At 44.5% G+C, this 1201-nt stretch carries 2 protein-coding genes and 2 pseudogenes; all 4 read left to right on the forward strand.

The annotated features are described in order from the left end of the window. Nucleotides 1-93, forward strand: a pseudogene (rpsP, locus tag C1T29_RS10100) (30S ribosomal protein S16); the annotation flags it as partial. Then, the gene (locus tag C1T29_RS10105) at nucleotides 93-338 is read left to right on the forward strand and encodes a KH domain-containing protein (protein ID WP_023857213.1); all 246 of its coding nucleotides are present in this window, start codon (nucleotides 93-95) and stop codon (nucleotides 336-338) included. The pseudogene rpsP and the gene C1T29_RS10105, both read left to right, overlap by 1 nt. 137 nt (nucleotides 339-475) lie before the next feature. Continuing rightward, on the forward strand, nucleotides 476-862 hold the full coding sequence (locus tag C1T29_RS10110; RefSeq protein ID WP_020451370.1) for a YlqD family protein: 387 nt from the start codon (nucleotides 476-478) through the stop codon (nucleotides 860-862). Between the two features lie 4 nt (nucleotides 863-866). After that, a pseudogene (gene rimM / locus C1T29_RS10115) lies at nucleotides 867-1201 on the forward strand (ribosome maturation factor RimM); the annotation flags it as partial.

Here is a 1201-nt window from a genome sequence, read left to right on the forward strand (position 1 = left end):
CAAACAGGAGCTAAACCGTCTGGCACGGTTCGCAACCTGTTCTCTAAAGAAGGCATTATGGAAAAATTCCACAACGCTAAACAAAGCAAATAATGAGTGATCTGCACTTGGAAGAGCTGATTGTATCACTGGTCAAACCGCTTGTGGATCATCCGGATGACGTTCAGGTTTTCAGAGAGGAAAATCCAGAGCGGACGATGTTCCGCTTGTCTGTCAACAGAGAGGATACCGGCAAGATCATCGGCAAAAAAGGGCGCACTGCAAGGGCGATACGCTCTGTCGTATTTGCGGCAGGCGCACAGTCTTCTAAGAAAGTTCAACTTGAGATCGCAGACTAAGGGGAGAGGGTGAAAACCTCCCCCTTTTTTAACATGTAAGAAAAATAGAAACAGATGAACGATTCCGATTGTCAGCTTATGCCAGGCTGCCGGATTTCAGGGAAAGGAAAAATCACGGGACAGTAGGTGATGATGCCATGCAAATTATCCAACGTGTTACCGTTATGCAGGTTTTGACTGAAAACAGCAAAAAAAAGCTGCTGGCTTCTTTTGAAGAACGAAAGGAAATCCTTGAGCGCGAATGCAACCAGCTCTATTTTCAGCTCAGGAAGCACGAAAAGGAACACCACAATCCGGCAGCGACTGAATCATTTAAAAAAGAAATTGAAAAACGTCAGGACAAGATTAAAATGATCGTTTTTCAAATCAATCAAATCCATACACTGCCGCTTGGCAGCGAAGTAAAGGAAAAAGAAATCGACGCTTTAATGGACATTGAAGTCGGGGATAATTGGCATGATATGACGACGGGAAAAACAATCGTGATTAAAGACGGGATCGTCATTGAAATTCGTCCGAGGTGAAGAAATGCTGAAACAATGGTTTAATGTAGGGAAAATTGTTAATACTCATGGGGTAAAAGGCGAAGTCCGCGTCATTTCAAGAACCGATTTTCCTGAGGAACGGTACAAGCCCGGAAACGCTCTCTACTTGTTCCGTGAAGGAACAGACGAGCCTGTCAAGGTGACCGTCAGCGCCCACAGGCTTCATAAACAGTTCCACCTTTTGCAGTTTAAAGAGGTTGAAACGCTCACCGAAGCCGAAAAATTAAAGAATGCCTTGATTAAAGTTCCCGAAGACCAATTAAGCCAGTTGGCGGAAGACGAGTACTACTTTCACGAAATCATCGGCTGCGATGTTTT

The organism is Bacillus sp. MBGLi79 (assembly GCF_002953915.1).

Coding starts and splice junctions, on each gene's coding strand:
- C1T29_RS10105 (WP_023857213.1), top strand. CDS start 93: ATGAGTGATCTGCACTTGGAAGAGCTGATTGTATCACTGGTCAAACCG.
- C1T29_RS10110 (WP_020451370.1), top strand. CDS start 476: ATGCAAATTATCCAACGTGTTACCGTTATGCAGGTTTTGACTGAAAAC.